Here is a 25,063-nt window from a genome sequence, read left to right on the forward strand (position 1 = left end):
GGTGGTCCTCAGAGAATCCCGACGTCTTCGCCCGCCGCCCGGAACGCCTCGAGACAGGCGACGATGTCGCGCTGTTCGTGGGTCGCCATCGGAGCGACGCGAATTCGACTCGTTCCCTCCGGCACCGTCGGCGGACGGATCGCGGGTGCGACGATCTCTCGCGAGCGGAGTCCGTCGGCCAGCGCGAGCGCATCCCGTCGGTCGCCGACGAGGACGGGGAGGATCTGCGAGTCGCCGATCACTTCGAAGCCCATCGACTCGAGGCCGTCCCGGAGGTGGGCGACGTTCTCCCAGAGCCGTTCTCGGACGTCGCTGTGGCGGGCGACGTGGAGCGCCTCGCTCGCGGCCGCCGCGGCCGGCGGCGCGAGCCCGGTCGAGAAGACGAACGAGCGAGCGTCGTTGCAGAGACACTCGATCAACTCGTCGCTCCCCGCGACGTAGCCACCCTGACTCGCCAGCGCCTTCGAGAGCGTCCCCATCTGGACGTGGACACGATCCTCGAGTCCCTCCGACTGAACGACGCCGCCGCCGTTCGCGTAGAGCCCCGTCGCGTGGGCTTCGTCGACCATCACCCACGCGCCGAACTCTTCGGCGAGGTTGCAGAGCTCTGCGATCGGTGCGACGGTCCCGTCCATGCTGAATACGGAATCGGTGACGATCAGCCACGACTCGTCCGCGTCGCCGGCGGATCTGTCTCGTTCTTCGAGTTTCGTCCGCAGGCTCGTCGGATCGCAGTGGCTGTAGACGATCGAGTCGGCGTCCGTGAGCCGACAGCCGTCGATGATACTCGCGTGGTTGTACTCGTCGGAGAAGATCACGTCCGGCTCGAGGGCCGTGATCGTCCCGACGTTCGCGGCGTACCCCGAGGCGAACGCGAGTGCGCGTTCGGTCCCTTTCGTCTCGGCGAGCACGCGCTCTAAGTCCTGATGCACCATCGTGTCGCCGGTGACGAGACGACTGGCACCGGCACCCGTGCCGACGGTCGCGGCGGCCTGCCGGGCCGCGTCCTGAATGCGCTGATCGTCGGTCAGCCCCAGATAGTTGTTCGAGGCGAACACCAGCGCTTCGGCCGAATCGAGAACCGGTAGCTCGCCGCCACAGGGCGGTGCGAAGTAGCCCCGTTCGGCGACCCGGTCGACGGGGGAGAGCGTTCGTTTCAGATCGGATTTCTCGAGGACGTCGAGTCGATCCTCGAGGTCGAACCCGCGGTCTTCCATTCGGGTGTACGGTGTCAGTGCCATGGTTTGACTCTCACGGTTCTGTGTTGCACGCATCACGTGGGTTGTTACGATCGTACTCGTTACTGTGACGCCCGCTGGGCTGTAGGTTCGACCGATACGGCGCCTGGAACCGTGGATTGATACGGCGCCTGGAACCGTGGATTGATACGGCGCCTGGAACTGAGGATCGGTACGCCAGAGAGACGGTGCAGTCGCTCCCGTCTCAGAACCCCGGCATCAGTTCGGCGGGACCGAAGACGCCGTACTCGCCCGCACGATTACGCCGAACGCCGGTCTTCAGGTAACCGAGTGCCGGCCCGTTAACGTTGGCCTCCATACTCGTCTCGTCGCCGAGCTGGAAGGTGTTCGTCGCCGTCTCGCCGTCGAAGGTCGTTCCCGTCACGCTGACGGTGGTCGTCGTCGGTTTCGCGTCGCTTTCGACGTCGAGGATGCCGCCGACGGTCACGTCCTCGGCGTCGCAGACGCCCGCGCGCTCGAGGAGCACGTCGTCGGCGTGTTCCATGTCCTCGAACTCGATGACGCCGTCGTGGTCGTCGATAACGTCCTCGATCTCCGCGTCCGAGAGGTCTCGAGCCGTCTCGATGTCGTACTCGGGAAGGTGGGCAATGTCCTCGCGGACGGTGCCCCGATTATCCTCGTAGCCGGATTTGAGACCGACGCCCCACCAGATCTCGACGTCCGTCACCTCGACGAACGATTGGGCTGCGAGCGCCGCAGCGCCGGTGAGCAGGCCGGGTGTCGCGCCGGCGCCACAGATGAACGTGATACCCGCGTCTTCGAACTCGTCGCCGCGCTCGTCCAACATGTCGATCACGCGCGAGCGTTTGAGCACGTCGATCATGACGCCCGAGTAGCCGCCCTCGAGGAACCGGTCGGCGACCCGCGGGATGAAGTCGTGTTCGTAGTTCGGCAGCGCCAGCAAGACGGCGTCGATCTCGTCGCCGTGGTCGATCACGTCCTGAATCGGATCCTCGCTGGGACGGGCTTGACTCGAGGCGACGACGCCCCTGTTCTCGCCGTGTTGCTTGACGCCGCCCTCGCCGTCTGCTGGTGTGGCGCCCGTTCCGCCGTCCGTCGCGACTTCGTTATCGATGTTGCCCTCGGTTGCAGCCAACAGCTCGTCCACGTCCAGCCCATCGAAATCGATCGCGGTGCCGTGGCGGTCACAGGCTCCGACGGGCGTCAGATGGTCCTTGTGCTGGCTCACTTCGAGTGCTCGTCGGCCGATTCCTCCCGTTCCGAGTACTGCAAACGTGATGTCGTCCATGTGTATCGGTGTGATGTCGTCGTGCTGATTCGCTAGTCGTCGCTCGGTTCTCCGCCCGTACTCGCCGTCGTCTCGGTCGACGACTCCGCCGAGTCGCGGTGGCGGGCCTTGACCGCCTCGGGATCGAACTCGTTGGTCTCCATGTTGGGCTCGAGACCCGCGCGTTCGACGATCTCCAGGTCCTCGCCGGGTGACTGACCCTCCGTCGTCAGATAGTCGCCCGTGAGCAGGCCGTCGGCACCCGCCTCGAGCGGCAGATGCTGCTCGTCTGGGTCGAGGTTGACCTCGCGACCGCCCGTCAGCCGAACGCGGGACTCGGGGTGGAGCAGTTTGTACACTGCAACCGTTTTGACGATCTCTTCGGTACTGATCTCGACGCCCTCTTCGGCCAACGGCGTCCCCGCGACCGGGTTGAGCACGTTCACCGGGAGCGAGGAGATTCCGATCTCTTGCAACGCGATAGCGGCGTCGACGCGGTCGGTCGGCGTCTCGCCCATCCCGAGGATGACGCCGGCACAGAGGTCCATGCCGGCCTCCTTGGCGACCTCGAGCGTTTTCACGCGGTCCTCGAAGCTGTGCGTGCCGACGATTTCGGGGAAGTACCGCGGCGAGGTTTCGATGTTGTGATTGTAGTGATTGATCCCTTCGTCGGCGAGGATCGCGGCCTCTTCTTCGGTGAGAATGCCGAGGGAGGCGTCGACCTCGAGATCACACTCGTCTCTGACGAGTCGGATGGACTCGAGGACCTCCGCCCACTCTTCGGGCCGGTTCTCCTTGGAGACGCCTTTCTCCGCGACGACGATGCCGAAGCGCTGGGCCCCGTCGCGTTCGGCGCGTGTGGCCGCCTCGAGGATCTTCTCGGGCCCGAGGAAGCCGTAGGTATCGATGCCGGTGTCGAAGTGGACCGACTGCGCACAGAAGCCACAGTCCTCGGCGCAGTTGCCCGCCTTCGCGTTGACGATCGAGCACGCGTCAACCGTGCCGTCGCCGAAGTGATCGCGCACGGCGGCGCCGGCCTCGGCGAGCGCCTCGACCGGCTGGGCCAGCAGCGCGAGCCCGTCGGTTCGATCGAGTCGCTCGCCGGCTAGCACGCGCTCGAGTGCGTCGTCGACCGTCTGGTTGTTCGTCTCGTAAACCACATATCGAATGGCGGTTAACGAGAATAAAATGTTTGGGGAACGTCCTGTTATTGCGACGAACGGGTATCGGGCCGACTCGAGACCTGAGACGACGCTCTCGGCTGGTGTACCGGATTGAAACGACCCGAAAACAGGGGCATTTGACGGCGAACTCGAGCAATCCGGGTCGGTTCGTGTGGGTTTCACGTCACGAAACGCCCGCGAGCCAGAGCGGTTCCGGCTCCGTTCCGGGAGGCGTTTCAGAAGCTCATCGTCGGTGTATCGCCGCCATCGGCACCGTTGTTGGCCGCGTCGTTGCCGGCGTCGCTGTTACCTCCGTTGTTGCCGTTTGCGACACCGTTGCCCGAGTCGCCGTTACCATTGCCGTTCTCGCCGTTGCCAACGTCGTTACCGTTTTCACCGTTACCAGTCTCTCCCTCGCCGTTCGCGCCGTCACCTGTTTCACCGTTGCCGCTCTCACCGTCTTCATCGCCGTCCACGTCGCCTCCATCGCCGTTCTCACCGTCGCCAGTTTCATCGTCGCCGTCGTCATCACCGTTCTCGGCGTCACCGTTTTCGCCGTCACCATCCTCCTCTCCGTTCTCTTCGTAGCCTTCCTCTTCGGCGGTCGTCGTCGCTTCATCGGACGCAGCCTCTTCGATTTCGTCTTCGCTCTCGAGTCCCTCCGATTCGACTCGTTCCATCGTGTTGGCTGCGGACTGCGCCGCGTACTGCTGGATCTGCGTGATACTGACGAGCGAGATCTGGACGATTACGACGCTGATCGCGGCGACCGCCTGCCTCGCCACGAGTAGAATCTGGATGATCGTCACCTGCACGAACGTGACGACGATACCGCGCGCCGCGCCGATGGCGAGCGCCTGGATCTGGGTCACGCTCGTGACCTGCGTCTGTATCGCCGCCCCTTGGGCACAGCCGTAGGCGGCCGCCATCAGCTGGTCGGCACCGACATCCTGTCGCTGGGCCGCTCCGCGAGCAGCGCCTTCCGCGGCACCCTGTGCAGCGGCTTGTAACTGGGTGATCGAGACGCTTTGGTGCTGGGTTACTCCGCTGAGTGCGCCCGAGGATCCGCCCCAGGCCGCCGCCTGAATCTGCGTCACCGACACCGACTGCGCCTGCGTGAGCGACCCTGCCGCACCGCCGAGTGCGGCGATCTGGAGTTGCTCGACGGTCACGACCTGCGACTGATACGCCGCGCCGCGGCACGCTCCCCTCGCCGCGTGCTGGATCTGTGTCGCGGTGACGCGCTGGTACTGTGCGAGCGCGCCGTTCATTCCGCCGCCCACAAGCGCCTGGACCTGCGAAGCGTCGACCTGCTGGGTCTGTGACTGCTGGAGCGCCAGCAACTCGAGTTCGTCGTCGTCCTCGTCCGGAACCTCGAACTCCTCCGGATCCGTCTCCGGCTCTTCCTCGGGTTCCACTTCGAGCGCTCCGAACACCGCCCCGCTCGCGGCTCCGAAGATCTGATCGTCGTCCGCGTCCGGATGCTCATCAGCAGCGTCGGTCGCCGCATCAACCGCCGCCTCTCGCTGTTCATCCGTGACTTCGATGCCCTCATCCTCGAGGCGTTCGATTCCCTCGTCGATGCCGGCTTCGGCGGCTCCATCCTCCTGTGCGAACGCTGTCGCCGGTACCACTGTACCGGCGGCGAGGACTGCGCCCGTCCCCGCCAGAAGCGTGCGACGCGACAGACCGATGTCGTACGCCCGGTCCTCGTGCGTTCGCTGATTGTTGTCTCTCATGGTCTCCTCGCTGCCTCCGAAAATCGTCTCCGATGCGACTGTCGGACTGCACCAGATAGTGGGTGGATTCCCCAATAAACTGAGTTGATCGTTCTGGGTCGTTGCGCGTATTTCTACCGAACGGGCGAATCCAATCTCGAATTGGATTTCCGGCTATCTCGGTAACGAAATGCCGACTGAGACGTTCGATAGCTGTCGATCGGTACACAGCCGAGACGCCGATGCCCGCACACTGCATCGCCGGCGACCGGTAATCAGTTGTTCATCGTTCGAACCGTCCGTCGGTTTCGGCTCGTCGTCCGGCCGGTCGACGATTACGAACTCGAGGACCGAACACCGATACCGTCGGGGAGCGGGCGCGGTAATGGCGTCGTGACCGCTCAAAGTGTGGGATTGCGGCTACATCCCTCGTCGGAACACGACGATCGTCACGTTCCGGTAACCAACTCGGTGATCGCAGGTAATCACCGTTGGACGGCCTGTAGACGACTGCTTCGAACCGATGCCGACGACAAATCACACGAACGTTCTTCGATGGCCAAAAAACTGTGATATTTTCAACCAACGGTTGCGAGACCGATCGAAAACGGCCGACACACTAATACACTATCAGTTCTGGCCGCTGCTGGTGAAAAAATTCCAAAAGTTAAAGTCGTGCTATTATGTATATTCTTGGAAGAGGTTCATGGTAGATAGTACGACAGATACGAACTCGGGCGACGACGCGTTCGACGTGGGGGCGAGCGCCGACGAACTATTCGGGGAGTTCGCGGACGAGTCACTCGAGGGGGCGGACGACGAGTCGACAGCTGAGTCGACGGCGGGGGATGGGGACGATACCAGTGCCGACGGCGTCGAAGATCAGACGGCTGCGGACGTCTTCGGGCAGCTCCGGGCCAACGCTGAGAACGACGCCGACGAGGTGCTCGCGGACGAGAGTCCCGAGGACATCATCGCGAGCGCGGACGACCCCGATCCGGAGCCCGAGATCGACGACGACCTCCGCGTCGACGACGACGAACTCGCGGATCTGTTGCTCACCGGGCGGACGAAAGAAAAGGAGTTCCTCTGGGTGGAGTCCGGAGCGTCTCCCGAGACCGAAGCCGAGGGCGAGTCGACTGAAAACGAGTCCGACGGTGTCGGCGAACCCGAAGAAGCGACCGGCACTATCTTCGAGGACGACACGGCCGACTCCGCCGCGGAGACGGAACCGGCAACCGACGAAGAGAGTGAGTTCGACTCCTCCGATCCGGAAGCCGGTGACCTCGAACTCGAGGACGACGACACGCCCGAGGAGACCGCCGATGTTTCCGAGTCGGACGAAACGGCACTCGTCACCAAAGACGAGGGCGACGTGCCGGCGACGGTGGAAGACGACGACGGATCCGGCGGCGTCCTCGGCTGGCTGCGCTCGAAGCTCGGCGGTCTGTTCTAAGCGTCGGACTGTCAGCCCGACTCTCGTCACTGGCCGACGATATCGGTCGTCTCAGTTGTCTTCTTGGACGTCTTCTTTCGTGACTTCGCTACAGCACGGGATGCCACTCGAGGCCGTCCCGACGAACCGAGAACGGTTTTTCGCCGCAGTTCGGACACCGCGTGCCGCCGCCCGGATCGTCTTCGCGCTCCGGAATCGTGTGCTCGAACCCGCAGGACGCACACTCGATGTGGGCCATATCGAACCCGACGGCTCGAGCGATCATCACCACGGTGCGGGCAATGGCTGGCCGACGAGGGCCTATAGACGACGTCAGCGACCCGATTCAAGGACGGTGAGATAACAGAAGTATGCCAGCGCGGCGACGATCAATGACACCGCCAGCACGGTGACCCCGGCGAAGCCTTCGAGCGCCGCTTCGGGAGTGTTCCAGAGGTAGAGACCGCCTTCGATCGCGAACGCGGTGAGCCCGCCGTAGAACAGCGCCAGGGCGATCGCTCGAACCACCGCCATCGCCCCGCGCTCGCGGCTCTGAAACAACTCGAGGACGAACAGGAGCGCGAAGACGAGCAGATAGAACGGTTCGGGAACTGCCTGTCCGAGCGTCTGCGGGCCGGTTACTGCCAGATAGCCGTAGTACGCCAGCGCGAGCAACACGCCGCCGACCAGCGTAAGCGACAGTCCGTACCCGCTGGCGTCCTCGACGGTGGCCGGGACGAGACCGTCGTTCGCATCGACGCCGTCGGAGGCTTCGGCTGTCGAAGCATCGTCGTCGTCGGTTTCGGACATACTCGACTAGTATCCCTAACGCATAACAAACGTTCGCACGATCGTCACGAACCGATAGATCCCGTTTCACACCTGAATCTTCGTACCGAAACCGACTCGACCGCCAAAAATCGAGAGCTGCGGGTGTCCCGACTCGAGGCTACCCGAGGAAGCCTTCGATATGGTCGGCGACTTCTTCGGGAGTGTCGCCGACGGGGACGCCGGCGTCGTTGAGCGCGTTGATCTTGCTCTCGGCGGTGCCGGTACCGGAGCCAGAGACGATCGCACCGGCGTGGCCCATTCGCTTGCCCGGCGGTGCGGTTCGGCCGGCGATGAAGCCGGCGACCGGTGTATCGACGTAGTCGTCGATGAACGCGGCGGCCTCCTCCTCGTCCTCGCCACCGATCTCACCGCACATGACGATGGCGTCGGTGTCGGGGTCGTCCTCGAACAGTTCGAGGGCGTCGACGAAGTCGGTGCCGATGATCGGGTCGCCGCCGATACCGATCGCGGTCGTCTGACCGATGCCGCGGTTGGTCAGGCTGTCGACGACCTGGTAGGTCAGCGTTCCCGAGCGGGAGACGAGGCCGACGTTCCCCTCCGAGAAGATGTTGCCGGGGAGAATGCCGAGTTTAGCCTCGCCGGGCGTGATGAGACCGGGGCAGTTCGGCCCGATGAGACGGGTGTCCGTCTCGGAGAGCCGCTTGTTGACTCGAGCCATGTCCTGGGTCGGGATACCCTCGGTAATCGCGACCGCGAGGTCGAGATCCGAATCGAGCGACTCGAAGACGGCGTCGCCGGCGAACGCCGGCGGGACGAAGATGACCGAGGTGTCGGCGTCTTCTTCCTCGACGGCCTCGTGGACCGTGTCGTAGACGGGGACGCCGGCGGCCTCCTGACCGCCTTTGCCGGGGACTGCGCCGGCAACGACGTTCGTGCCGTACTCCATCATCTGTTCGGCGTGGAACTTGCCCTCCCCGCCGGTGATGCCCTGTACCACGACGCGCGTGTCGTCGTCGACTAGTACACTCATTGGTCGTTCACCTCCCCAGCGTACTCGACAGCACGCTGTACCGCGGACTCGAGGGTCTGTTCGACCGTCACGAGGTCCTCGTTCAGAATCTCCATGCCTTCCTCCCAGTTCGTCCCCGCGAGACGGACGACGACGGGCTTCGGAATCTCGTCGAACTGCTCGAGCGCTTCGTTGATCCCCTTGGCGACTTCGTCGCCGCGGGTGATCCCGCCGAAGATGTTGAAGACGACGCTGTCGACGTTGTCGTCGGAGAACACCATGTCGAGCGCGTTCGCGATTCGCTCGGCTTTCGCGCCGCCGCCGACGTCCAGGAAGTTCGCCGGCTTGCCGCCGTAGTGGTCGACGAGGTCGAGCGTGGTCATCACGAGCCCGGCACCGTTGCCGATGATCCCGACGTTACCATCGAGACGGACGTAGTCGAAGCCGTACTCGTCGGCCTTTTGCTCGAGTTCGTCGCCGGTGCTTGCGGCTTCCGCTTCCATTTCCGCCAACTCGGGCTGGCGGAAGAGCGCGTCTTCGTCGATGTTCATCACGGCGTCGGCCGCGATGACCTCGTCGTCCGCGGTGACCATCAGCGGGTTGATCTCGGCGTCTGCGCCGTCGCGGTCGTCCCAGAGCTGGTAGAGCGTGGTGAGGACGCTCGAGACGTCGCGGGCGATCGCCTGATCGACGCCGGCGTCGTACACTGCCTTGCGGGCCTGGTACGGGTGCATCCCGAAGGCGGGGTCGATGTGTTCGCGCGCGATGGCGTCGGGGTCGTCCTCGGCGACCTGCTCGATGTCGACGCCGCCCTTCGTCGAGACCATCGCGACGGGTTTGCCCTCGCCGCGGTCCATCGTGATCCCCACGTAGAGTTCGTTGGTGAAGTCGACTGCCTCCTCGACGAGGACGCTGCCGACGTGGTAGCCCTTGAGATCCATCCCCAGAATCTCGTCCGCTGCCTCGCGGGCTTCCGCCTCGTCGTCGACGAGTTTGATCCCGCCGGCCTTCCCGCGGCCGCCGACCTGTACCTGCGCTTTGATCGCGACTGGATACCCGATCTCCTCGGCCGCGGCAACAGCGCCGTCGACGTCGGAGGCGAGTTGAGACGCTGGCGTCGGAATCCCAGCGTCGGCGAAGACCTGCTTCGCCTGATACTCGTGTAGTTTCATAGCCATTCGAACGGCCGTTCCGACCTTGCTTAAATCCTGTTAGTTTCCACTCGCGACCGGAATCTATCGACGCCCATCAACTTCATCGTGACACTGCGTTTGCATCGTTCTCTCATCTCCGAACGTTATGTGTATTTTCAACTATGGTGGGGTGAAATACGTTCGCACGTTCGAACTCGAGCCGTTTTCGACGCTATCAGTGTGGGATTGTCAACCTCTCCCGTCATCCCTCGTCTCGCGACTCGATCGCGAAGACTCCAATCGCGGCGATCGAAGCGTTTGTCTCCGACCGGCCGCAACTGAACCGTACAGGGAGCGACCGGGGCACGACCAGGGCTCAAGACGAACTGGTCGGCGGCCGGACGTCGCCCGTTCGAACCTATGTTCGTCACCGCCACCGCACGCTGGAGGCCGAACTGACGTGACCGCCCCGACTGCGTCCCGCGGCGGACGGCGGTGGGTCGCGTCGCTCCAGCGGACACTCCGGCTGTTGGTCCACAGCAACCTGTTCATCTCGCTGGCCACGATGAGCGTCGTCGTCACCACGGTCCTCCTCGCGGATCTTCCGCTCGAGGCGTTGCCCCTCTTCATCGTCTTCGCGGCCACGCTGTTCGTCTACACGGTCAACCGGTTCACCGACCTCGAGGAGGACGAAGCGAACGTACCGGACCGCGCCTCGTTTACGAAACGCTACGGACGACTTCTCCTCGCCCTCGGCGTCGGCTGTTACGTCATCGCTATCGCAATCGCCGTGCTGGAGGGGTTGCCGGGTGCGATCTACCTGCTGCTTCCGCTGGTCGTCGCCCTCCTCTACTCGGTCGGCGGGATCAAGCGGGTCTTCCTCGTAAAGAACGTCTTCGTCGGATTCGCCTGGGGACTGATTCCGCTCGGCGTCGGCTACTACTACGAACAGCTTTGGACGCTCGAGATCCTCGTCGTCGCGGGCTACGTGATCGCGATGATCACCATCGCGGCGGTGATCTTCGACGTCAAGGACATCCCGGGCGACCGCGAGGAAGGGATCGCCACCGTTCCCAACACACTCGGAACGGCCGCGACGCGGCGTTACTCGCAGGTCGCGAACGTTCTCGTGGCTGCAGTCGTCGTCGCGCTCGTCTTCGGGACGGGCCTCTCGCTCGAGTTCCTCGCACTGCTCGCGATGAACGGCTACGTCGCCGGCTACGTTCCGTTCGCCACGCCCGACCGCGGCCCGCTGTACTACGGCTTCGTCGTCGACGGCGAGCACGTGTTTCTCGCGGTCGTCGTCGTGTTCGTCGAGTGGTTCGGCGTGCTCTGAGACAGTCGGTCTCGCTGCGTCGCTCGCAGCCAGCGTACCAGTCCGAGCAGTCTGATCACAGCGATCACTCCGTGAGTTCGTCGAGAAACGCCCGGCCATCGACCACTCGCGTTCGATCTTCGACGCCGACCGCCGAGAGGACGTCTTCGATCGCTCGTTCAGCGATCCGGTCGCTTACAAATATGATAACGTACGCGGAATTGCGGCTGACGTACTGATAGGCCAGTCCAGCGAGAACGGTATCCGTTTTTTCGATCTCGTCTTCCGTAACATCATCACCGGAGAGCCGATGCATCCGGTTTCGCGTTTTGTCGACGATCTCCGGCACACGAGCCGCCGAAAAATCGATTCGGTCCGGTTTCAGCCATCCCGCGTCTCGTGCTGCGCGAAGACGGTCCCGTTGATACGCGTATTCGTCCGGACTCTCACCCAATTCTTCGGCAACCTCCTGCGGGATCTTCGCTGTGATATTCCGCCGTCGAACGAATCGTTCGAACGCCCGATACTTGTCGTTCGATGGTCCACCCATAGCGAACAGAACGCTACTGTCGATAATCGCGACACTGCTTCGCGGAATGTCGACCTCGCTCATCTCTCGAAATCGGGTAAATACGGGTCGTCTGCCGCCCCAGCCTCGACGACATCTCGCAACGCAGTGACGATGGTCATGCCCTCAACCGGGTGGACGTCCAGCTTGTTCGCGACGGTTCGTTGCGTGAGTTCTCCGTCAATCACTCGAAGCGTGTAATGCAACGCAGCGGCCAGTTTGGCGATGCCCTGTCGGTCGACGAACACCCTAATATCCTCGGTTTCGAGCTGGCGTCCAATTGCATCGACGAGCGTCGGCGTCGCAGTCACGTTACCGTGATCAGTTTCGATTTCAAGGCGGATCGGCGTGACCGTCACCGTCGCGGGGGACTCCGTGTCGTGTCGGGCCAAGATGCCCATCTCCTCAAGTTGGCCGATGTACTTATACGACGTCGAGTGAGCCATCTTGAGGTCGCCTTTAATCGTCTCAACGTCGACCGGTCCCTCTCGGAGGATGTAGCTATAGAGCCGGGCAAGTCGGGGCGTGTTTAACAGCTCAGCGTAGGTGAGGAGATCAGTGAACGTCTCCTCGGGATTGCGACGAGCAGCAGTGTGGCCGTCCGTAGACATCACAATACATGTTCCATGGACAGTGTATTAAGACTTCTCTTGATCCATGTCGTCCCAAAGAACGCACCCACAGACGACCGAACGTGAATCGATCTCGAGAGTCAGTCCCGATCCGTCTCGCTCCAGTCGCAATCCTGGCACTTCCAGCCGGTGATGAACTCCGTCACCGACGGCATGTAGCCGACTTTCAGGACGTCCCCGCCGCAGTCGGGACACTCCCTGTCGGCGTCCTCGATCGGTTCGGCCTCCATCACCGAATCGTCCTCGATCAGTTCCGCGAGTTTCTTGCCCGTGACCATCCGTCCCTGAACGACGCGATTTTCGCTCACACTCGATCGTTCGGGTGCGACCCCCTAAGCGTTTTCAGGTCGGATCGGCCGGTCGGTCGGCTCGAGCGACCAGCCACTCGAACGCGAATCGGACGATTTAACCACGTGAGGACGAAACCAGAGACTGCGTGCGAGGGTAGCCAAGCGGCCAACGGCGGCGGACTCAAGATCCGCTCCCGTAGGGGTTCGTGGGTTCGATTCCCTCCCCTCGCACTATCAATAGTGCGGCAAGACGGAGCGTCTTGCCCTCGCAAACTTCTGGACACTACACCATCCAATAGTAGACGGTGCTGTACCGCTCTCGCCTTCGTGGAAGATCGAAACAGTCGCCGGCGGCGGACTCAAGATCCGCTCCCGTAGGGTCTTCGCGAGCGGAGCGAGCGAAGGCAGGGAAGTCGCAGCGCGTGAGCACAGCGAACGCGATCGTCTTCCCGTGGTTCGTGGGTTCGATTCCCTCCCCTCGCACTATCAATAGTGCGGCAAGACGGAGCGTCTTGCCCTCGCAAACTTCTGTGGAACGGTCGGCACCCTCGAGGAACGCCGTCGCTAATCGGTCGCAATCGTCTCGCCGGTGACTGAACGTGGTCAAATGCATTGATTAGAAGGACGGATGTGGTTTTCACCGGGGGCTAAATATCTAACTCATCTTTTCGAGGAGAAATAGCCGGGTATAGGTACAGTTATAGCCGTCAAGCAAACAGTGTCGAACAGGTGTTATCGATCAGTGAGAGACTCACGAGTCTCGGACACGTCGGACCGCGGTGGCGTACAGCGACCCGATACTGCGACCCGCTGTCACCAGCGTCGGGTACGGTGAGATGACTACCATCACGCTGATCGTCGTCTCGAGCGTGCTCGTGGTCGGAGCGCTTCTGACGCTGGGGGGTGTTGCGATCAAACGACGGCGGTCGGTGACGCCGTCGGACGAGACTCGGGAGTCGGGCTTCAGCCCGCCGTCTCCCCAGTTATCTCTCTTCGACACCGAGGACGTCGACGACGCCAGAGCGATCGATCCTCGGATCCTCCTTCCGGTCACCGCCGATCAGGCGAACGCCGACCGATCGTTCGATTTCGCGTGTTCGATCAAACACCGGTACGGTGACGAGCCGATCCACCTCTTTACCGTCCGCCCGACGGACCGTGGCGACCCGAACGCAGCCACGGACGCCGACGGGATTGCTGCGTTCCACGACCGACTCGCCGAAGCGGGTCACGACAGAACGACCGCCGTGCAGACCGGGACGAGTCGGAACGACGACGTCGCCGAAGCGATCGTTCGGACGGCCAGCGAGACCGACGCCGATCTGCTCGTGATGGGCTGGGACGGGACTCATCCCGTCCTCGACGCGCCGGACGGCCGAACGATCGATCGGGTCCTCTCTCGGTCATCTCTCCCGGTCTATCTGGTTCGGCTCGACGATCCGTTGTCCGCGATAGACCGATTGCACGTCGTGGTTCCGCGTCAGGTCGACCACCACGAGGGGTTCTACGAGGCGATCTACAACGTGAAACAGCTGGCTAGCGTTCTCGACGCGACTCTCTCCGTCTCCGTCTTCGAGCCGAACGTCCAGCAGTACCGGACGCTCTTCGATCTCGTCGAGATCGACATCCCCGCCGAGTTCGCCTCGGTCGCGTCGTGGCGCGATCTCCAGTCGTCGCTGGAGACGGAGACGACCCCCGAAGAACTGATCGTGACGCTGGCAGTTCGCGAGGGCGAAATCGGCTGGGACGACGAACTGCGAACGATCTCGGATCGGTTCGCCGACGCGCCGGCCCGGTCGCTCGCGCTGTTTTTCCTCCGGGAGGACGAGCCCGATCACGACGATCGGTTCCTCCGGACGGAGTAGGGTCTCGTTCCGGGCTTACCACTCGAGCAGCGCCCGCCGGCCGTGAGCCCAGACGAGGATCACGAGGAACGTCGCGACGCCGGTCAGCGCGAACGCGCCGCCGACGTAGAAGACCGACGCCATGCTCACTTCGTACATGAGCCAGCCGCCCAGCAACGGCGCGATGACGCTGCCCGGCCGCCAGACGAGTTCTCGAATGCCGAAACTCGAGGCGACGCCGCCCTCGTCGGTGCCCTCGTCTGCAAACAACGCCATGCTCGCGGGTTCGCGGAAGCTGTCGGCGATGCCCAACAGGCCGGCGATCGCGACCAGCGGCAGAAACGCCGGCGAGACGTCACCGAACAGGGTGAGTTGGGCGGGGATCGACTCGAGCGGAAGGAATGCGGGAAGCGTCGCGCCGGCGAGAATCGCTGGAACGCCGACGATGATCTCGGAGGACAATCCGAGCGCCGACCCGATCGCCGGGGAGAAGGGCACGAGCAATGCGACTAGCCCGTACGCCGCGCCGCCGGCGAAGACGAACATCGCTCGGCCGTAGCCGTCCGAGAGCCGTCCCGTGAAGGGTTGACAGCACATGTTGGTAAACTTCTCGGCGACGACGGTGAGCGAAACGGCGAGCCCGCCGTAGGCCAGTCCGCCCTGTGCGGCTGCGACGCCGGCGTAGATCGGGATCCAGGTCCGAACGAGGGTGACCGAAAACGCGTACTGGACCCGGAACGTCGAGAGCGTGATGAGCTTCCGGTTGAGCGCGAGGTCGGTGAACGGAAAGCCGCGGACGCGAGTCTCGTCCGCCTCGAGGTACCGAAACGTGCCGAGCCACGCGACGAACATGATGCAGACGATGATCGCGAAGATGGGGCCGAAGCCGAACGCCTCGTAGAGCGTCCCCGCGCTGAGGCTGCCGACGATCGACGCAGCGAAGTTCGCCGCGTTCGCCTTTCCGATGTAGTTCGCCCGCGCGCCGCCGTCCGCGAGTTGGCCGACGAGCGAGAGCGTCATCAGCCCGGCCCCGGTGACGGCGACTCCCTGCAGTGCTCGAATCGCGATGAACGACGCGCTCGAGTCGACGATCGGAAACAGGCCGTAGGCGCCGATGCCCATCCCGAGAACGATCAGCAGGACGAGACGTTTGTCGAACCGGTCGCCGGCCCACGCGAGCGGGACGATGGCGACCGTCTGTGCGAAGGTGAAGCCGGTGGTGTACAGGCCGACGATGAGCCCCGCGCTGATCGTCAGTCCGAGGACCGTGGTCCCGGACGGATCGAGCGCGTTGATGTAGTACGGCAGTAGCGTAACGAGCGTGATGAAGCCGAATCCTTCCGAGAATCGGGTGAGATAGAGCGACCAGAACTGCACGCGATTCTCGTTCACGGCGGACGTTTCGGAAGCTGTGAAAAGACTGTTTCGAAACGAAAGTGAATGAGATTGACAGTCTACGACACGATTTTCCTCCGATAGACACCCGATACCCGTCGACCCCGCTCGTCGGTACTCGGTGTGCCGCATCGCGACCACTTTTTACTCCACCCGAGAGACGATCGATAATGAGCGAACGCGAACAGGACGCTCGCCGAGCGAGCGTCGCACACCGCGCGGCCGCCGCCGGCGCTGACGTCGCCGCGGCGTCGTTTCGGACCGATCTCGATATCGAGCGCAAAGATGGGAAGACAGACGTCGTCACGCAGGTCGACCGAGACGCCCAGCAGCGGGTGATCGAGGTTCTCGAGGACGAGTTCCCGACGGACCCGGTCGTCGGCGAGGAGGAAGACGCCCTGAAAGCGGTCCCCGAAGACGGGCCGGCCTGGATCGTCGACCCGATCGACGGGACGAACAACTACGTCGCCGAGAACCGGGCGTTCGCGACGGCCGTCGCCGCCGTCCGCGACGGCGAGCCGGTCGGTGCCGCGGTCGTCTGTCCCGCACTCTCAGACACGTACCGGTCCGGTCCCCAAGGGGCCGTTCGAAACGACGACCCGCTCTCGGTCAGCGACGTGAGCGATCCCGAGGCGGCGACCGTCTGCCCGACGTTCTGGTGGGACTACGACCAGCGCGACCAGTACGCCGCGGCGACCCGCGCGATCGTCGAGCGATTCGGCGACATGCGCCGGTTCGGCTGCGCCCAGCTCGAGCTCGCGATGGTCGCCTCGGGGTCGCTCGAGGGGACGATGACCAACCTGCGGGCCAACTCGTGGGATACCGTCGCCGGGGTCCACCTGATTCGCGAGGCTGGGGGGACCGTCACCGACCTCGAGGGGAACCGCTGGCGACACGACAGCCAGGGGCTGGTGGCCTCGAACGGGACGGTTCACAACGAACTCCGCGCTGCGGCGCTCGAGATCGACGGTGTGACGACGTGACGGTCACCGACTGTCGACTGTCAGAACCTGCAGGAAATCGGAAACGGTAAGCGCTCGCCCCCACGGATATCGACCATGGACGAGTACATCGAACGGTACGGGGCCGAGAAAGTCTGGGCCGCGACCGTCGTCCTCCTCTTTGGCGGTATCGCCATCGCTGCCCTCCTCTTCCCCCAGCGGGTGTACGTCGATTTCATCTGGCAGTACTACTGGGGGCCGGTGGTGGCCGACGCCTACGGCTGGGGAGAGGTCGCCTGGGCCGACGGCGAACAGATCAACGCGAACGATGCTGGCCCCGACGACGGGCCGTTCGCCTCGCCGGGCTACACCGCCGTCTCCTACGCCGGCTACATCCCGACGCTGATCCTGATGGCGATCGGAATCCTGTTCGCGATTCGGCGTCTCGATATCGACCGCTACCGAGCGGGTTTTTTCGCGCTGTTCCCGTTCATGCTGTTCGGCGGGGCGCTACGAACTGTCGAGGACGCGAACGTCGCGGCCTACCGCGAGACGGGTGAACTCGCGATCCAACTGCCGTGGTCGGGCTTTCTGATCAGCCCGCTGATCTACTTCACAGTGGCCCTCATCGCCTTCATTGCCGTGGTCGGCTCCGTCTGGCTCGAGCAAAATGACCACGTCTCGGGCTACGAGTACCCGCTGTTCGGCGTCGGTGCGGTGGTGCTCGCCGTAACCGTCGGCTGGCTCGGGTATCTCGCCGCGACGACAGAATACGCGTCGTTCTACCCCTCGATTCCGGCGATCGTCCTCACGGCGGCGACCGTTTCGACAGCGCTCGTCTGGTGGGGCATCCAGCGCTTCGCACCCGGGTTGAATGCGGGGACCGGAACGATGGGAATCGTCGTTATCTGGGCCCACGCGGTCGACGGCTTCGCGAACCAGTTGATGCTCGACTGGTCGCACGTCTGGGGGCTCGGCTACAGCCCGAAACACCCGGTCAACGAAGCCATCGTCACCTACACCGGATCGATCGTTCCGGCGGGCGTCACGGAAGTCATCGGCGAAGCTTGGCCGTTCGCGCTCCTGAAACTCGCCGCGCCGGTCTTCATCATCTGGATCTTCAACGAGGAGATCTTCGAGGAGAGCCCGCGGTTTGCCATCCTGATGATGATCACCGTCGTCGCCGTCGGCCTCGGGCCCGGCACCCGCGACATGCTCCGAGCGACGTTCGGGGTCTGAGCGTCGACTCGAGCGCTTGTCTCGGGATCTCGTAGTAGAGCCAGTCGGAACGTCACTCGATCACGGCACAAAACACATCTCCAGGAGGACGGGTTGGCCGGTGTCCTAAATGGGTTCGTCTCGTACAACGGGCAAGTGACATGCCCCGATTCCCTAGCGTTAGAGATCCGGTATCGTTTTTCGACGTCTTTACCGTCACCGCCGTTTCGATCGCGGTCGTCGCGGCCGTACTCGCCGTCTGGCACGGCTCGTTCGTTCGCATCGAAATGGCCGTCTTTACCGTGCTCGTCTTCGGGTGGGTCGTCTGGGCGATCTCCCGCATTCTCGAGCGGTCTGTGCGGGGAGGGAAGCGGAATCAGTAGGCCGTCTGGAGTCGATATCGAAATTCGCAACTCGTCTTTCGTGTGATACTCGTCACGGGACTCTCCGGCGGTTAGCTGCGAACAGGCGGCAAACGAACCTATTAAGAGGCGGGTGGCACTTCCAACTACTATGTTTTGGGAAGGGTCCGACCAGACGAGGCTATGGAATCGAACGGGTGTTCGCGTTGCCTCCGGAAGCGTCCGAACTGTCGACCCTCTCTAGCGGCTCCGTTGCCTAATTACACAGTATGTTGGCCATCCACCGACAGTTCGTCCACGCACGAGGGGTACTGACGTATGAGTGAAACCGACGAAGAACTGGCCAAGGACCTCGGCCTGATCTCGGCGCTCGCGATCGGGATCGGGACGATGATCGGCGCGGGTATCTTTGTCCTGCCCGGTATCGCCGCGCAGGAAGCAGGTCCGGCGGTCGTCCTCTCGTTTATCATCGGCGGGATGATCGCCATGATAAACGCGTTCTCGGTGAGCGAACTCGGGACCGCGATGCCGAAAGCGGGTGGGGCGTACTACTACATCAATCGGGCGCTCGGGCCGCTGTTCGGCTCGATCTCGGGGATGGGAGACTGGATCGGACTCGCCTTCGCAAGTGCGTTCTACGCCATCGGCTTCGGCGGATACCTCGCCGACTTGCTCGACGGGGTCGTCGTTCCGATCCCCGGTATCGGAGAGCTCGCCCTCCTCCCGACGATCGTGCTCGGTCCGCTCGTCCTCTCCGACATTCAGATCGGCGCGGTGATCGCTGGAACCGTGTTCGTCGGGGTCAACTACATCGGTGCAAAGGAGACAGGCGGCATCCAGACCGCCATCGTCACCATCCTGCTCGGTATCCTCACGATCTTCGCCATCGTCGGCTTCTTTTCGTTCGACTGGGGAACCGTCACCGCCGACGGCAGCTACACGCCCGAGGGGACGGCGGCAATCCTCCCCGGCGCGGCGCTCGTGTTCGTCTCCTATCTCGGCTACGCGAAAATCGCGACGATCGGCGAGGAACTCAAGAATCCCGGTCGAAACCTCCCGATCGCGATCATCGGCAGCGTCGGAATCGTGATGGTCATCTACACGATCCTCGTCGGCCTCCTGATGGGACTGATCCCCCACGAGGAGTTCTTCCTCGAGACGGTCGAGAATGCGCCGATGTCCTACGCCGCAGAGGTCGTCTTCGACTACCAGTTCCCGGTCTTCGGCTTCGAGATACCGCTGCTCGGCATCGGGGTGACCTCGATCACCATCGCGGCGCTGCTCGCGACCGCCTCGTCGGCGAACGCCTCGATTCTCGCCTCGGCCCGCATCAACTTCGCGATGGGCCGAGACAAGATCGTCACCCCGAAACTCAACGAGATCCATCCCCGATTCGCGACGCCGTATCGATCGATCGCGGTCACCGGAGGGATGATCCTCGTCTTTATCATCGCTCTCGGAGAGACCGTTGCGATCCTCTCGAGTGCGGCGAGCGTCCTCCACCTCGTCGTCTACGCGCTCATCAATGCCTCGCTGGTCGTCTTCCGCGAGACGAACCCGCCGGAGTACGATCCGGACTTTACGGTCCCGTTCTACCCGCTCACGCCGATCGCCGGCTTCGTCCTCTCGCTCGCGCTGATCTACTTCATGGACCCGATTGCGACGGCGATCAGTGCGGTGTTCGTCGTCTTCGCTGTCGTCTGGTACTTCGTGTACGCACGGACCAAGACCGACCGCGAGGGCATCCTGAGCGACTACATCCTCTCGCGGTCCGAGGAGATGCCCGACGCCGCCGTTTCGGCCGCGAACGTCGCGAAACCGTCGGCCAACGAGGGACACACGGTCGTCGTCCCGGTTTCGAACCCCCGAACGGAGTCACAGCTGCTCTCCCTCGCGAGCGTGGTCGCGAAGGCTAACGACGGCAGGGTCAAGGCGGTCCACATCGTCGAAGTACCCGACCAGACGCCGCTTCAGGAGGGCTCCGAGCATATGCGTCGGATCGACGAGGAGTCCCAGCGGCTGATGAATCAGGTTCGCGAGAGTACGGAGACGCTTGATGTCCCCGTCGACGTTCAAACGGTCGTCTCTCACCGCTCGTTCGAGGAGGTGTTCAACGTGGCCCGCCGTGAGAAGGCAGACACCGTTGTCATGGGCTGGGGTCCCGGTCGACCGTGGACCGCCGGCCGCGCGGAACGGCCGCTCGACGAACTCACGCACAACCTGCCGTGTGACTTCCTCGTCCTGAACGACCGAGGGCTCGAGACCGACCGCGTGCTCGTGCCGACCGCCGGCGGCCCGGACTCCGACCTCAGCGCCGAGATGGCCCGCTACATGCGCGACCAGCTCGGCTCCGAGATCACGCTGTTGAACGTCGTCAACGAGGGCGAGAAGGACGACGGGGAAGCGTTCCTGACCGAGTGGGCGGCAGACCGCGGCCTCGAGGACGCGACGATCCGCATCGACACCACCGGCGACGTCGAGGGTGCGATTGCGACGGCGGCTCGCGATCACACGATGGTCATCATCGGCGCGACCGAGCGCGGACTGCTCTCACGGCTCATCGGCGGTTCGCTGGCCTACAGCGTCGTCAGCGAGGTCGAGTGTTCGGTCCTGCTGGCCGAGCGTCCGACGGAACGGTCCCTCTGGGACCGGCTGTTCGGCAGTCGTTCCGACGACGACTGACGGCGTCCCCTCCTTCTATCCCTATTCGTCCGTGACGGTACGCGTCTCGTCCCCGTCGGGAAAGCGCAGCGGCTGAATCGATCGGGGGATCTCGAGAAGCGATTCGAAACGAGCCGGTCCGTTCGATCTTGACGCCGCGTCGGCGGCGAGACGACGGAGCCGAGCGTCGAGTGCGTTACAGCAGGCGGAGGCGAGCGTCGGCGCGCGTTACAAGACCGACGAGACTTCGTCGAGCACCGTCGCGTCGACGAACAGCACAACGTGGTCGCCCGCCTCCGGAACCGTCGTCCCGCGCGGGGTAATGAGTTCGCCGCCCCGAGAGATCGCCCCGATGACGACGCACTCGGGGAGATCGGCCATCGAGTCCGCGATCTGACGGCCGATCAACGCGCTCTCCGGTCCGAGTTCGACCTCGATGACCTCGGCGCGGTCGTGCTCGAGCATGGCGATCTTCTCGGTCTGATCGGTGCGAGTAAAGCGGACGATCTCCTCGGCCGTCTCCTCTCGAGGGTTGATCGCGACGTCGATCCCGACGGTCTCGAAGAGGTCGCCGTACTCGGTGTTCTCGATGATCGCGACCGTTCGATCGACGCCGACCCGGCGGGCAAGCAGCGAGACGAGCAGGTTCTTCTCGTCGCTGTCGAGCGCGGCGATCACGATGTCCGCCTCGTCGATGTGCTCGCGGGCGAGAAACTCCGTGTCGGTCGCGTCGCTCTCCATGACGAACGTCTTGGGGAGCGCTTCGGCGATCTCGCGGGCGCGCTCGTGGTCCCGTTCGACCAGTCGCGGCTCGAAGCCGTGGGCCTCGAACTCGCGGGCGGTCTGAAAGCCGATCTCGCTGCCGCCGACGATGACCACGTCGTCCGTACTCGAGGTCGTATCCGTGACGGTCGCCATCGCGAACTCCTTGACCGAGCTGGGGCTGCCGATGACGACGATCCGATCGTCGGCACGGAAGACGGTCTCACCGCGGGCGACGATCATCTCGTCGTCACGGAAGACGCCGGCGAACGTCATCGAGTCGTACTGATCCGCCTCCTCGACGCGCTGGCCGACGAGCGGGCTGTCCGCGCCGATATCGAACTCGGCCATCCTGACGAGCCCGCCGGCGAACATCTCGACGTCCTGTGCCTGTGGGAAGCCGGAGATCCGGAAGATCGTTTGAGCGACCAGCAGGTCGGTACAGACCATGAAGTCGACACCGAACGCGCCCGCCGACCCCTCCCAGGTGTTCAACAGCGTGCGACGGCGAACGCGAGCGATCGTGAACGTCTCGCTCACGCTCTTGGCCGTGCCACAGACGACGATGTTCGTCTCGTCGCTGTCGGTACACGCGACGATCAGATCCGCTCGCTCGAGACCGGCTTCCCGGAGGGTCTCGAGTTCGGTTCCGTCGCCCTGCACCGAGAGCACGTCGTAGGAGTAGTTGATCTCTTCGGCGATCTCCGAGTCACGTTCGACGACGGCGACGTCGTGTGAGTCTTGGAGGTTCGAGGCGATCATCTTCCCGACCTGACCTGCGCCGACGATTAGTACATACATTGGTAGACCGACCTCCGCAAGGACATCTTCTCTGAGTGTTTTGCAGGTGAGACGAAAGGCGTTACGACGGACCGCTCGTGGCACTGCTCTTCGATCCGGACCCGAGAGCCCCCTCTGGAGATCGGCGAACGAATTCGAGGAACGGTCACAGCCAAAGCTACGTGTGGCGTGAAATCGACGACTCGAACCGCCGTTTCGGTTACTCTCGCTGCAGATTGCGTCGAACTGGGGACGGCTGCTGGCGTCATCGGGCGGATCGAATTCGCGGTGGGTCCCGGGAAAACGGAGCGGGTGAGCAACGAACCGGAGCGGTACGAACGCCGACCTGGGTTGTTTTCGAACCCCGAACCTCACCGCATTCGATAGAGTCGCTGAATATCGGGTGTCGAAGAACTCATCTGCAGCCGTTACGTCGTTCCGTCCAGAGGGAGTCACCGAACCGATGATGTTACCCACCCACGCGGTGATCGGACTGGCGATAGCGGCGCCACTCCTGTTTCTGTCGCCCGATATTGCGCCAGCCGCGCTCACGGGAGCCCTCATCGGGAGTCTCGTTCCGGACCTGGATCTGTACGCTGGCCATCGCCGCACGCTCCATTATCCGACGATCTACACCCTCCTCGCACTTCCGCTGGCGCTCATCGCAGCGGTCGTTCCAACGACCGCTAGCGTCGGTGTGGCATCCATCGTCGTCGGAGCAGCCGTTCACTGCCACGCAGACCGGCTCGGTGGCGGCCTCGAGCTCCGCCCGTGGGAGGGAACCTCCGAACGCGCGGTCTACGATCACGTTCGCGGACGCTGGCGACGACCGAAGCGGTGGGTCCGATACGACGGCGCGCCGGAGGATCTGTCGTTGCTGGTGGCCCTCGCCGTTCCACTGCTCGTCGTCCTCGAGGGACCGTTTCGCGCTGTTGTCGCCATCGCGCTGGTGGTTGGTGCCGTCTACGCCGGCCTTCGCCGGCGATTAGCGGCCCTCGCACCGGTCGTGTTCGGGTACGTTCCTGAACGGCTGGAGGGGTACGTTCCGGAACGATATCGGACGTAAGACTGCGTCGTGAACGACAGCGAATGGGGCGTGGCCGTTCGTTGATACGTGAACGGTTCAGCTCGTCGAGACGATCGCAAAGACGTCTGTGGGGTTTATGAGGCGTGAGTAACACTGACCACGCTATGCAACGTGAGGGTACTGAAAATGCAACTCCCGTGACGGACGAACCGGAGGACGTTCTCGCGCGGCTGTTCCGAAGCGGACGGATGAACGCACTCATCTCGTGGGTGCTCGTCGGCATCCTCTGTCTGGTCTTCCTCGAGAGCGTGCTCGATTTCGACAGACTGTGGATACTGTTCGTCGCGGCGACGGCGATCATCGTTCTCGCCCCGCCGGTTGCCTACTGGGACTGGCGGATGATGTTGCCGTGGGAACTGCTCGTGGTGGCACTGCTCCCGATTCTCATTCGTGGACTGTTCGGTGGTGAACTCGGGACGTTCGGGTACTATCTCTCGGTCGCAGGGCTGGCACTGCTTCTCATCGTCGAACTCCATATGTTCGCGTTCAACGACCTTCGACTGACACACTGGGCGACGGTCGTGCTGGTCGTCATGACGACGATGGCGTCCGGTGCGGCGTGGGCGATCGTTCGATGGAACATGGATCGGCAGCTGGGCACCTCGTTCCTGACCGAACCGGGGATGTCACAGGACACCGCAAACGCGACACTGATGGGTGAGTTCGTCTGGGTTACCCTCGCCGGAGTGGTTGCCGGAATCCTCTTCGACGCGTACTTCAAACGCCGTGGGAAGTATCTTCGCCGCCGACTTCGCCAGGTGGTGCGCCGATGACGCTCCTTCCGCGCCCCTCCCTGCGAACCCAGCGGCAACTCACTCGCGGAATGCAGGTGATACTGGTCGGGATCGTCGCCTACGGCTTCCTCTTCTCGCAGCCGAAGGCGATCGTGAACGGTGCTATCGCGTTACTCATCACGTTTTCCCCGGCACTTTTGGAGAAAAACTACGATATCCCGCTGGATCCGTGGCTGGGCCTCTGGATCACGCTCGCCGTCTTCTTGCACACGATGGGCTCCGCCGGGCTCTACGCCAGAATCGGCTGGTGGGACCACCTCACCCACGCGATGTCGGCGTCACTCGTCGCCGGGATCGGCTACACGGCCGTCCGCGCCGTCGACCTCCACAGCGACGAGATTCATATTCCCCACCGATTCGCGTTCGTCTTCATCTTAATCGTCGTGATGGCCTTCGGCGTGATCTGGGAGCTGTTCGAGTTCGGACTCGATCTCGCCGCCGAGTCGACCGGTATCGCGATGCCGCTGTCTCAGCACGGACTGGACGATACCGTCCGCGATATGATGTTCAACACGCTCGGCGCGGTCCTCGTCGCGACCTTCGGACAGGTCCATCTCTCCGGCGTCGCCGAAACCGTCAGAGAGAGTCTATTAGGGACCGAGTAGGACCGAGTTTCGGTAGACTCGATTCCGATCACGGCTGCAAACCGCTACGTCCTCACACCGGTCACGAAGCCA

Annotated in this window: 23 protein-coding genes and 1 tRNA gene; 11 read left to right on the forward strand and 13 right to left on the reverse strand. The window is 63.5% G+C overall.

Annotated features, from left to right (window positions below; genetic code table 11):
- Positions 1 to 8: 8 nt before the first annotated feature.
- The 4 genes from ACSFDB_RS12250 to ACSFDB_RS12265 all read right to left on the reverse strand — a co-directional run bounded on the left by ACSFDB_RS12250 (position 9) and on the right by ACSFDB_RS12265 (position 5,389).
- Positions 9 to 1,217 carry an aminotransferase class I/II-fold pyridoxal phosphate-dependent enzyme gene (locus tag ACSFDB_RS12250; protein ID WP_440771847.1) on the reverse strand — a complete coding sequence of 403 codons (1,209 nt, stop codon included), beginning with the start codon at positions 1,215 to 1,217 and terminating at the stop codon, positions 9 to 11.
- A gap of 226 nt (positions 1,218 to 1,443) precedes the next feature.
- Positions 1,444 to 2,508 (reverse strand): (S)-8-amino-7-oxononanoate synthase BioU, encoded by a 1,065-nt coding sequence (bioU, locus tag ACSFDB_RS12255; protein ID WP_440771273.1) that lies wholly within the window; start codon positions 2,506 to 2,508, stop codon positions 1,444 to 1,446.
- Between the two features lie 32 nt (positions 2,509 to 2,540).
- Complete coding sequence (gene bioB / locus ACSFDB_RS12260) at positions 2,541 to 3,647, reverse strand: biotin synthase BioB (protein WP_440771274.1); 1,107 nt, start codon at positions 3,645 to 3,647, stop codon at positions 2,541 to 2,543.
- 239 nt (positions 3,648 to 3,886) lie between these two features.
- The gene (locus ACSFDB_RS12265; RefSeq protein WP_440771275.1) at positions 3,887 to 5,389 is read right to left on the reverse strand and encodes a hypothetical protein; all 1,503 of its coding nucleotides are present in this window, start codon (positions 5,387 to 5,389) and stop codon (positions 3,887 to 3,889) included.
- A gap of 685 nt (positions 5,390 to 6,074) precedes the next feature.
- On the opposite strand from ACSFDB_RS12265, the gene ACSFDB_RS12270 reads away from it, so the two are divergent.
- Positions 6,075 to 6,824: a prolipoprotein diacylglyceryl transferase gene (locus tag ACSFDB_RS12270; protein ID WP_440771276.1), complete on the forward strand. Its 750-nt coding sequence runs from the start codon at positions 6,075 to 6,077 to the stop codon at positions 6,822 to 6,824.
- Between the two features lie 88 nt (positions 6,825 to 6,912).
- On the opposite strand, the gene ACSFDB_RS12275 is transcribed toward ACSFDB_RS12270, so the two are convergent.
- The 4 genes from ACSFDB_RS12275 to sucC form a co-directional block, all read right to left on the reverse strand.
- Positions 6,913 to 7,062 carry a hypothetical protein gene (locus tag ACSFDB_RS12275; protein WP_440771277.1) on the reverse strand — a complete coding sequence of 50 codons (150 nt, stop codon included), beginning with the start codon at positions 7,060 to 7,062 and terminating at the stop codon, positions 6,913 to 6,915.
- Positions 7,063 to 7,136: 74 nt separating this feature from the next.
- The gene (locus ACSFDB_RS12280) at positions 7,137 to 7,613 is read right to left on the reverse strand and encodes a hypothetical protein (RefSeq protein ID WP_440771278.1); all 477 of its coding nucleotides are present in this window, start codon (positions 7,611 to 7,613) and stop codon (positions 7,137 to 7,139) included.
- Between the two features lie 139 nt (positions 7,614 to 7,752).
- Positions 7,753 to 8,625 (reverse strand): succinate--CoA ligase subunit alpha, encoded by an 873-nt coding sequence (gene sucD, locus ACSFDB_RS12285; RefSeq protein ID WP_440771279.1) that lies wholly within the window; start codon positions 8,623 to 8,625, stop codon positions 7,753 to 7,755.
- Positions 8,622 to 9,776: an ADP-forming succinate--CoA ligase subunit beta gene (gene sucC / locus ACSFDB_RS12290; RefSeq protein WP_440771280.1), complete on the reverse strand. Its 1,155-nt coding sequence runs from the start codon at positions 9,774 to 9,776 to the stop codon at positions 8,622 to 8,624. The genes sucD and sucC overlap by 4 nt, the downstream gene beginning before the upstream one ends.
- Before the next feature lie 421 nt (positions 9,777 to 10,197).
- On the opposite strand from sucC, the gene ACSFDB_RS12295 reads away from it, so the two are divergent.
- Positions 10,198 to 11,073, forward strand: a complete 876-nt coding sequence (locus ACSFDB_RS12295) for a UbiA family prenyltransferase (RefSeq protein WP_440771281.1) — start codon at positions 10,198 to 10,200, stop codon at positions 11,071 to 11,073.
- Positions 11,074 to 11,137: 64 nt separating this feature from the next.
- Here ACSFDB_RS12295 and ACSFDB_RS21055 read toward each other — a convergent pair whose 3' ends face one another.
- From ACSFDB_RS21055 to ACSFDB_RS12310, 3 genes are all read right to left on the reverse strand, one after another.
- Positions 11,138 to 11,665: a PIN domain-containing protein gene (locus ACSFDB_RS21055; RefSeq protein WP_502260891.1), complete on the reverse strand. Its 528-nt coding sequence runs from the start codon at positions 11,663 to 11,665 to the stop codon at positions 11,138 to 11,140.
- A complete protein-coding gene (locus tag ACSFDB_RS12305) occupies positions 11,662 to 12,231 on the reverse strand; it encodes a DUF7437 domain-containing protein (protein WP_440771283.1) in 570 nt (189 codons plus the stop codon). Before ACSFDB_RS12305 ends, ACSFDB_RS21055 begins: the two co-directional genes overlap by 4 nt.
- Before the next feature lie 101 nt (positions 12,232 to 12,332).
- Positions 12,333 to 12,560 carry a DUF5795 family protein gene (locus ACSFDB_RS12310; protein ID WP_440771284.1) on the reverse strand — a complete coding sequence of 76 codons (228 nt, stop codon included), beginning with the start codon at positions 12,558 to 12,560 and terminating at the stop codon, positions 12,333 to 12,335.
- Between the two features lie 130 nt (positions 12,561 to 12,690).
- Here ACSFDB_RS12310 and ACSFDB_RS12315 point away from each other — a divergent pair.
- Together ACSFDB_RS12315 and ACSFDB_RS12320 are read left to right on the forward strand one after the other, a co-directional pair.
- Positions 12,691 to 12,773, forward strand: a tRNA-Leu gene (locus ACSFDB_RS12315).
- Positions 12,774 to 13,378: 605 nt separating this feature from the next.
- Positions 13,379 to 14,407, forward strand: a complete 1,029-nt coding sequence (locus ACSFDB_RS12320; RefSeq protein ID WP_440771285.1) for a universal stress protein — start codon at positions 13,379 to 13,381, stop codon at positions 14,405 to 14,407.
- 15 nt (positions 14,408 to 14,422) lie between these two features.
- On the opposite strand, the gene ACSFDB_RS12325 is transcribed toward ACSFDB_RS12320, so the two are convergent.
- Complete coding sequence (locus ACSFDB_RS12325) at positions 14,423 to 15,778, reverse strand: MFS transporter (RefSeq protein WP_440771286.1); 1,356 nt, start codon at positions 15,776 to 15,778, stop codon at positions 14,423 to 14,425.
- A gap of 173 nt (positions 15,779 to 15,951) precedes the next feature.
- Here ACSFDB_RS12325 and ACSFDB_RS12330 point away from each other — a divergent pair, with 173 nt between their 5' ends.
- The 4 genes from ACSFDB_RS12330 (at position 15,952) to ACSFDB_RS12345 (ending at position 20,984) form a co-directional block, all read left to right on the forward strand.
- Positions 15,952 to 16,764, forward strand: coding sequence for an inositol monophosphatase family protein (locus ACSFDB_RS12330; protein WP_440771287.1), 813 nt, complete (start codon positions 15,952 to 15,954; stop codon positions 16,762 to 16,764).
- 75 nt (positions 16,765 to 16,839) lie between these two features.
- Positions 16,840 to 17,961: a DUF63 family protein gene (locus ACSFDB_RS12335; protein ID WP_440771288.1), complete on the forward strand. Its 1,122-nt coding sequence runs from the start codon at positions 16,840 to 16,842 to the stop codon at positions 17,959 to 17,961.
- 140 nt (positions 17,962 to 18,101) lie between these two features.
- Complete coding sequence (locus ACSFDB_RS12340) at positions 18,102 to 18,323, forward strand: hypothetical protein (protein WP_440771289.1); 222 nt, start codon at positions 18,102 to 18,104, stop codon at positions 18,321 to 18,323.
- Positions 18,324 to 18,620: 297 nt separating this feature from the next.
- Positions 18,621 to 20,984, forward strand: a complete 2,364-nt coding sequence (locus ACSFDB_RS12345) for an amino acid permease (RefSeq protein ID WP_440771290.1) — start codon at positions 18,621 to 18,623, stop codon at positions 20,982 to 20,984.
- A 207-nt stretch (positions 20,985 to 21,191) separates the two neighbouring features.
- Here the strand turns inward: ACSFDB_RS12345 and trkA are convergent, their stop codons facing one another.
- A complete protein-coding gene (trkA, locus tag ACSFDB_RS12350; RefSeq protein ID WP_440771291.1) occupies positions 21,192 to 22,526 on the reverse strand; it encodes a Trk system potassium transporter TrkA in 1,335 nt (444 codons plus the stop codon).
- Between the two features lie 442 nt (positions 22,527 to 22,968).
- On the opposite strand from trkA, the gene ACSFDB_RS12355 reads away from it, so the two are divergent.
- From ACSFDB_RS12355 to ACSFDB_RS12365, 3 genes are all read left to right on the forward strand, one after another.
- Complete coding sequence (locus ACSFDB_RS12355; RefSeq protein ID WP_440771292.1) at positions 22,969 to 23,571, forward strand: metal-dependent hydrolase; 603 nt, start codon at positions 22,969 to 22,971, stop codon at positions 23,569 to 23,571.
- A gap of 125 nt (positions 23,572 to 23,696) precedes the next feature.
- Positions 23,697 to 24,365, forward strand: coding sequence for a hypothetical protein (locus ACSFDB_RS12360; RefSeq protein WP_440771293.1), 669 nt, complete (start codon positions 23,697 to 23,699; stop codon positions 24,363 to 24,365).
- Positions 24,362 to 24,991, forward strand: coding sequence for a DUF2238 domain-containing protein (locus ACSFDB_RS12365; protein ID WP_440771294.1), 630 nt, complete (start codon positions 24,362 to 24,364; stop codon positions 24,989 to 24,991). The genes ACSFDB_RS12360 and ACSFDB_RS12365 overlap by 4 nt, the downstream gene beginning before the upstream one ends.
- Positions 24,992 to 25,063: the final 72 nt, after the last annotated feature.

The sequence above is a fragment of the Natronorubrum amylolyticum genome (genome assembly GCF_052040145.1).
Classification (GTDB): domain Archaea; phylum Halobacteriota; class Halobacteria; order Halobacteriales; family Natrialbaceae; genus Natronorubrum.

Excerpts from the sequence above, each read along its gene's own strand:
- ACSFDB_RS12340 (WP_440771289.1), top strand. The coding sequence starts at position 18,102 with ATGCCCCGATTCCCTAGCGTTAGAGATCCGGTATCGTTTTTCGACGTC.
- sucC (WP_440771280.1), bottom strand. The coding sequence starts at position 9,776 with ATGAAACTACACGAGTATCAGGCGAAGCAGGTCTTCGCCGACGCTGGG.
- ACSFDB_RS12320 (WP_440771285.1), top strand. The coding sequence starts at position 13,379 with ATGACTACCATCACGCTGATCGTCGTCTCGAGCGTGCTCGTGGTCGGA.
- ACSFDB_RS12365 (WP_440771294.1), top strand. The coding sequence starts at position 24,362 with ATGACGCTCCTTCCGCGCCCCTCCCTGCGAACCCAGCGGCAACTCACT.
- ACSFDB_RS12330 (WP_440771287.1), top strand. The coding sequence starts at position 15,952 with ATGAGCGAACGCGAACAGGACGCTCGCCGAGCGAGCGTCGCACACCGC.
- ACSFDB_RS12355 (WP_440771292.1), top strand. The coding sequence starts at position 22,969 with ATGATGTTACCCACCCACGCGGTGATCGGACTGGCGATAGCGGCGCCA.
- trkA (WP_440771291.1), bottom strand. The coding sequence starts at position 22,526 with ATGTATGTACTAATCGTCGGCGCAGGTCAGGTCGGGAAGATGATCGCC.
- ACSFDB_RS12250 (WP_440771847.1), bottom strand. The coding sequence starts at position 1,217 with ATGGAAGACCGCGGGTTCGACCTCGAGGATCGACTCGACGTCCTCGAG.
- ACSFDB_RS12305 (WP_440771283.1), bottom strand. The coding sequence starts at position 12,231 with ATGTCTACGGACGGCCACACTGCTGCTCGTCGCAATCCCGAGGAGACG.
- ACSFDB_RS12360 (WP_440771293.1), top strand. The coding sequence starts at position 23,697 with ATGCAACGTGAGGGTACTGAAAATGCAACTCCCGTGACGGACGAACCG.
- ACSFDB_RS12270 (WP_440771276.1), top strand. The coding sequence starts at position 6,075 with ATGGTAGATAGTACGACAGATACGAACTCGGGCGACGACGCGTTCGAC.
- ACSFDB_RS21055 (WP_502260891.1), bottom strand. The coding sequence starts at position 11,665 with ATGAGCGAGGTCGACATTCCGCGAAGCAGTGTCGCGATTATCGACAGT.
- ACSFDB_RS12275 (WP_440771277.1), bottom strand. The coding sequence starts at position 7,062 with ATGGCCCACATCGAGTGTGCGTCCTGCGGGTTCGAGCACACGATTCCG.
- ACSFDB_RS12335 (WP_440771288.1), top strand. The coding sequence starts at position 16,840 with ATGGACGAGTACATCGAACGGTACGGGGCCGAGAAAGTCTGGGCCGCG.
- ACSFDB_RS12265 (WP_440771275.1), bottom strand. The coding sequence starts at position 5,389 with ATGAGAGACAACAATCAGCGAACGCACGAGGACCGGGCGTACGACATC.
- ACSFDB_RS12345 (WP_440771290.1), top strand. The coding sequence starts at position 18,621 with ATGAGTGAAACCGACGAAGAACTGGCCAAGGACCTCGGCCTGATCTCG.
- bioU (WP_440771273.1), bottom strand. The coding sequence starts at position 2,508 with ATGGACGACATCACGTTTGCAGTACTCGGAACGGGAGGAATCGGCCGA.
- sucD (WP_440771279.1), bottom strand. The coding sequence starts at position 8,625 with ATGAGTGTACTAGTCGACGACGACACGCGCGTCGTGGTACAGGGCATC.
- ACSFDB_RS12280 (WP_440771278.1), bottom strand. The coding sequence starts at position 7,613 with ATGTCCGAAACCGACGACGACGATGCTTCGACAGCCGAAGCCTCCGAC.